General features: G+C 52.6%; 2 tRNA genes and 3 rRNA genes. All 5 read right to left on the bottom strand.

Annotated elements, in window-relative coordinates:
- Nucleotides 1–44: 44 nt before the first annotated feature.
- The 5 genes from rrf to J7302_RS26065 all read right to left on the bottom strand — a co-directional run bounded on the left by rrf (nt 45) and on the right by J7302_RS26065 (nt 5,210).
- Nucleotides 45–160 (bottom strand): 5S ribosomal RNA (gene rrf / locus J7302_RS26085).
- A 135-nt stretch (nt 161–295) separates the two neighbouring features.
- Nucleotides 296–3,185 (bottom strand): 23S ribosomal RNA (locus J7302_RS26080).
- 238 nt (nt 3,186–3,423) lie between these two features.
- Nucleotides 3,424–3,499 (bottom strand) — tRNA-Ala (locus J7302_RS26075).
- A 32-nt stretch (nt 3,500–3,531) separates the two neighbouring features.
- Nucleotides 3,532–3,608, bottom strand: a tRNA-Ile gene (locus J7302_RS26070).
- Nucleotides 3,609–3,673: 65 nt separating this feature from the next.
- Nucleotides 3,674–5,210, bottom strand: a 16S ribosomal RNA gene (locus tag J7302_RS26065).
- Together the 16S, 23S and 5S rRNA genes with 2 tRNA genes alongside form the textbook arrangement of a ribosomal RNA operon.
- Between the last annotated feature and the right edge of the window lie 216 nt (nt 5,211–5,426).

The following is a 5,426-nucleotide window of genomic DNA, read 5'->3' as shown; positions in this document are numbered from 1 at the left end:
CAAACCCCCGACACGCCTGGGCGTATCGGGGGTTTGGGATAGGAGCTTGACGATGACCTACTCTCACATGGAGAAGCTCCACACTACCATCGGCGATGCGTCGTTTCACTACTGAGTTCGGGATGGGATCAGGTGGTTCCAACGCTCTATGATCGTCAAGCAATTCGGTGGGGGCCTCGCCGCTGGCGCGACCCCGAATCAGGTATGTGACAGTCTGGTTTGCAAGTTCAGGCCAATTTTCGGTCTGTCGACTTCACCATCCGCACCCACAATCCGCAGATTGTTTGGGTGTTATATGGTCAAGCCTCACGGGCAATTAGTATGGGTTAGCTCAACGCCTCACAGCGCTTACACACCCCACCTATCAACGTCGTAGTCTTCGACGGCCCTTCAGGGGATTCAAGATCCCAGTGAGATCTCATCTTGAGGCAAGTTTCCCGCTTAGATGCTTTCAGCGGTTATCTCTTCCGAACATAGCTACCCGGCAATGCCACTGGCGTGACAACCGGAACACCAGAGGTTCGTCCACTCCGGTCCTCTCGTACTAGGAGCAGCCCCTCTCAAATCTCAAACGTCCACGGCAGATAGGGACCGAACTGTCTCACGACGTTCTAAACCCAGCTCGCGTACCACTTTAAATGGCGAACAGCCATACCCTTGGGACCGGCTTCAGCCCCAGGATGTGATGAGCCGACATCGAGGTGCCAAACACCGCCGTCGATATGAACTCTTGGGCGGTATCAGCCTGTTATCCCCGGAGTACCTTTTATCCGTTGAGCGATGGCCCTTCCATACAGAACCACCGGATCACTAAGACCTACTTTCGTACCTGCTCGACGTGTCTGTCTCGCAGTCAAGCGCGCTTTTGCCTTTATACTCTACGACCGATTTCCGACCGGTCTGAGCGCACCTTCGTACTCCTCCGTTACTCTTTAGGAGGAGACCGCCCCAGTCAAACTGCCCACCATACACTGTCCTCGATCCGGATGACGGACCAGAGTTAGAACCTCAAGCATGCCAGGGTGGTATTTCAAGGATGGCTCCACGAGAACTGGCGTCCTCGCTTCAAAGCCTCCCACCTATCCTACACAAGCAGGCTCAAAGTCCAGTGCAAAGCTACAGTAAAGGTTCACGGGGTCTTTCCGTCTAGCCGCGGATACACTGCATCTTCACAGCGATTTCAATTTCACTGAGTCTCGGGTGGAGACAGCGCCGCCATCGTTACGCCATTCGTGCAGGTCGGAACTTACCCGACAAGGAATTTCGCTACCTTAGGACCGTTATAGTTACGGCCGCCGTTTACCGGGGCTTCGATCAAGAGCTTCGCTTGCGCTAACCCCATCAATTAACCTTCCGGCACCGGGCAGGCGTCACACCCTATACGTCCACTTTCGTGTTTGCAGAGTGCTGTGTTTTTAATAAACAGTCGCAGCGGCCTGGTATCTTCGACCGGCATGGGCTTACGCAGTAAATGCTTCACCCTCACCGGCGCACCTTCTCCCGAAGTTACGGTGCCATTTTGCCTAGTTCCTTCACCCGAGTTCTCTCAAGCGCCTTGGTATTCTCTACCCAACCACCTGTGTCGGTTTGGGGTACGGTTCCTAGTTACCTGAAGCTTAGAAGCTTTTCCTGGAAGCATGGCATCAACCACTTCGTGTCCTAAAAGAACACTCGTCATCAGCTCTCGGCCTTGAACACCCGGATTTGCCTAAGTGTTCGGCCTACCACCTTAAACTTGGACAACCAACGCCAAGCTGGCCTAGCCTTCTCCGTCCCTCCATCGCAGTAACTAGAAGTACGGGAATATTAACCCGTTTCCCATCGACTACGCATTTCTGCCTCGCCTTAGGGACCGACTCACCCTGCGTCGATTAACGTTGCGCAGGAACCCTTGGTCTTTCGGCGTGGGTGTTTTTCACACCCATTGTCGTTACTCATGTCAGCATTCGCACTTCTGATACCTCCAGCAAGCTTCTCAACTCACCTTCACAGGCTTACAGAACGCTCCTCTACCGCTCGTCTTGCGACGAACCCGTAGCTTCGGTGTATGGTTTGAGCCCCGTTACATCTTCCGCGCAGGCCGACTCGACTAGTGAGCTATTACGCTTTCTTTAAAGGGTGGCTGCTTCTAAGCCAACCTCCTAGCTGTCTAAGCCTTCCCACATCGTTTCCCACTTAACCATAACTTTGGGACCTTAGCTGACGGTCTGGGTTGTTTCCCTTTTCACGACGGACGTTAGCACCCGCCGTGTGTCTCCCACGCTGACACTTCCAGGTATTCGGAGTTTGCATCGGTTTGGTAAGTCGGGATGACCCCCTAGCCGAAACAGTGCTCTACCCCCTGGAGTGATACGTGAGGCGCTACCTAAATAGCTTTCGAGGAGAACCAGCTATCTCCGAGCTTGATTAGCCTTTCACTCCGATCCACAGGTCATCCGCTAACTTTTCAACGGTAGTCGGTTCGGTCCTCCAGTCAGTGTTACCTAACCTTCAACCTGCCCATGGATAGATCGCCCGGTTTCGGGTCTATTCCCAGCGACTAAACGCCCTATTAAGACTCGCTTTCGCTACGCCTCCCCTATTCGGTTAAGCTCGCCACTGAAAATAAGTCGCTGACCCATTATACAAAAGGTACGCAGTCACCTAACAAGTAGGCTCCCACTGCTTGTACGCATACGGTTTCAGGTTCTATTTCACTCCCCTCTCCGGGGTTCTTTTCGCCTTTCCCTCACGGTACTGGTTCACTATCGGTCAGTCAGTAGTATTTAGCCTTGGAGGATGGTCCCCCCATATTCAGACAAAGTTTCTCGTGCTCCGTCCTACTCGATTTCACTTCCTGGACCCTTTCGCGTACGGGGCTATCACCCACTATGGCCGCACTTTCCAGAGCGTTCCGCTAAAATCCAAGAAGCTTAAGGGCTAATCCCCGTTCGCTCGCCACTACTAAGGGAATCTCGGTTGATTTCTTTTCCTCAGGGTACTTAGATGTTTCAGTTCCCCTGGTTCGCCTCTTGCACCTATGGATTCAGTACAAGATACCTAGGTTATCCTAGGTGGGTTCCCCCATTCAGATATCTCCGGATCACAGTCTGTTTGCCGACTCCCCGAAGCTTTTCGCAGGCTACCACGTCTTTCATCGCCTCTGACTGCCAAGGCATCCACCGTATGCGCTTCTTCACTTGACCATATAACCCCAAGCAATCTGGTTATAAGCCTCGAACGTGAAGACGACATTCGCCGAAAATTCGCGCTTGAACTCGCAAATTTTACCTTGACTTGATTAATCACCAGTGAAAGAGATTAATCAGTCTACTTCTATCACATACCCAAATTTTTAAAGAACGATTCTGAAACAAAGTCCAGAATTCAATATCCAACTACGGATATTCAATTCTGAGCTCTTCAGGTCTAACTCGCCGAGAGTGGTGGAGCCAAGGAGGATCGAACTCCTGACCTCCTGCGTGCAAAGCAGGCGCTCTCCCAGCTGAGCTATGGCCCCAATGTCAACCGGTCAACCGACCCCGCGACAATTGGTGGGTCTGGGCAGATTCGAACTGCCGACCTCACCCTTATCAGGGGTGCGCTCTAACCAACTGAGCTACAGACCCAATCGCCTTCGCAATTGAATCAAGCAATTCGTGTGGGAACTTATGAAGAAGCTGAAGTCTTCGATTAAGGAGGTGATCCAGCCGCAGGTTCCCCTACGGCTACCTTGTTACGACTTCACCCCAGTCATGAATCACTCCGTGGTAACCGTCCCCCTTGCGGTTAGACTAGCTACTTCTGGAGCAACCCACTCCCATGGTGTGACGGGCGGTGTGTACAAGGCCCGGGAACGTATTCACCGTGACATTCTGATTCACGATTACTAGCGATTCCGACTTCACGCAGTCGAGTTGCAGACTGCGATCCGGACTACGATCGGTTTTATGGGATTAGCTCCACCTCGCGGCTTGGCAACCCTTTGTACCGACCATTGTAGCACGTGTGTAGCCCTGGCCGTAAGGGCCATGATGACTTGACGTCATCCCCACCTTCCTCCGGTTTGTCACCGGCAGTCTCCTTAGAGTGCCCACCATTACGTGCTGGTAACTAAGGACAAGGGTTGCGCTCGTTACGGGACTTAACCCAACATCTCACGACACGAGCTGACGACAGCCATGCAGCACCTGTGTCTGAGTTCCCGAAGGCACCAATCCATCTCTGGAAAGTTCTCAGCATGTCAAGGCCAGGTAAGGTTCTTCGCGTTGCTTCGAATTAAACCACATGCTCCACCGCTTGTGCGGGCCCCCGTCAATTCATTTGAGTTTTAACCTTGCGGCCGTACTCCCCAGGCGGTCGACTTATCGCGTTAGCTGCGCCACTAAGATCTCAAGGATCCCAACGGCTAGTCGACATCGTTTACGGCGTGGACTACCAGGGTATCTAATCCTGTTTGCTCCCCACGCTTTCGCACCTCAGTGTCAGTATCAGTCCAGGTGGTCGCCTTCGCCACTGGTGTTCCTTCCTATATCTACGCATTTCACCGCTACACAGGAAATTCCACCACCCTCTACCGTACTCTAGCTCAGTAGTTTTGGAGGCAGTTCCCAGGTTGAGCCCGGGGATTTCACCTCCAACTTGCTGAACCACCTACGCGCGCTTTACGCCCAGTAATTCCGATTAACGCTTGCACCCTTCGTATTACCGCGGCTGCTGGCACGAAGTTAGCCGGTGCTTATTCTGTCGGTAACGTCAAAACAGCAAGGTATTAACTTACTGCCCTTCCTCCCAACTTAAAGTGCTTTACAATCCGAAGACCTTCTTCACACACGCGGCATGGCTGGATCAGGCTTTCGCCCATTGTCCAATATTCCCCACTGCTGCCTCCCGTAGGAGTCTGGACCGTGTCTCAGTTCCAGTGTGACTGATCATCCTCTCAGACCAGTTACGGATCGTCGCCTTGGTGAGCCATTACCCCACCAACTAGCTAATCCGACCTAGGCTCATCTGATAGCGCGAGGTCCGAAGATCCCCCGCTTTCTCCCGTAGGACGTATGCGGTATTAGCTCGAGTTTCCCCGAGTTATCCCCCACTACCAGGCAGATTCCTAGGCATTACTCACCCGTCCGCCGCTCGCCGGCATCCCGAAGGACCCGCTGCCGCTCGACTTGCATGTGTTAGGCCTGCCGCCAGCGTTCAATCTGAGCCATGATCAAACTCTTCAGTTCAATACTGCTTGGGTTTTGAGAAAACCCTAAACTTGGCTCAGCAATCGCAAATAAACTCTTTGAATTCACGAAGAGTTACTTGTGTTGCTGATAATCAGTTGACTATCAGTCTTACTTCACAAGCACCCACACGAATTGCTTGATTCAGTTGTTAAAGAGCGTTTCGATCAAGTCTTTCGTCTCAACCGAGGCCGCGCATTCTACAGCAGCCTTTCT

This window comes from Metapseudomonas boanensis (assembly GCF_018704125.1).
Taxonomy (GTDB): domain Bacteria; phylum Pseudomonadota; class Gammaproteobacteria; order Pseudomonadales; family Pseudomonadaceae; genus Metapseudomonas; species Metapseudomonas boanensis.
This window is presented reverse-complemented; position numbering and strand designations above follow the sequence as displayed.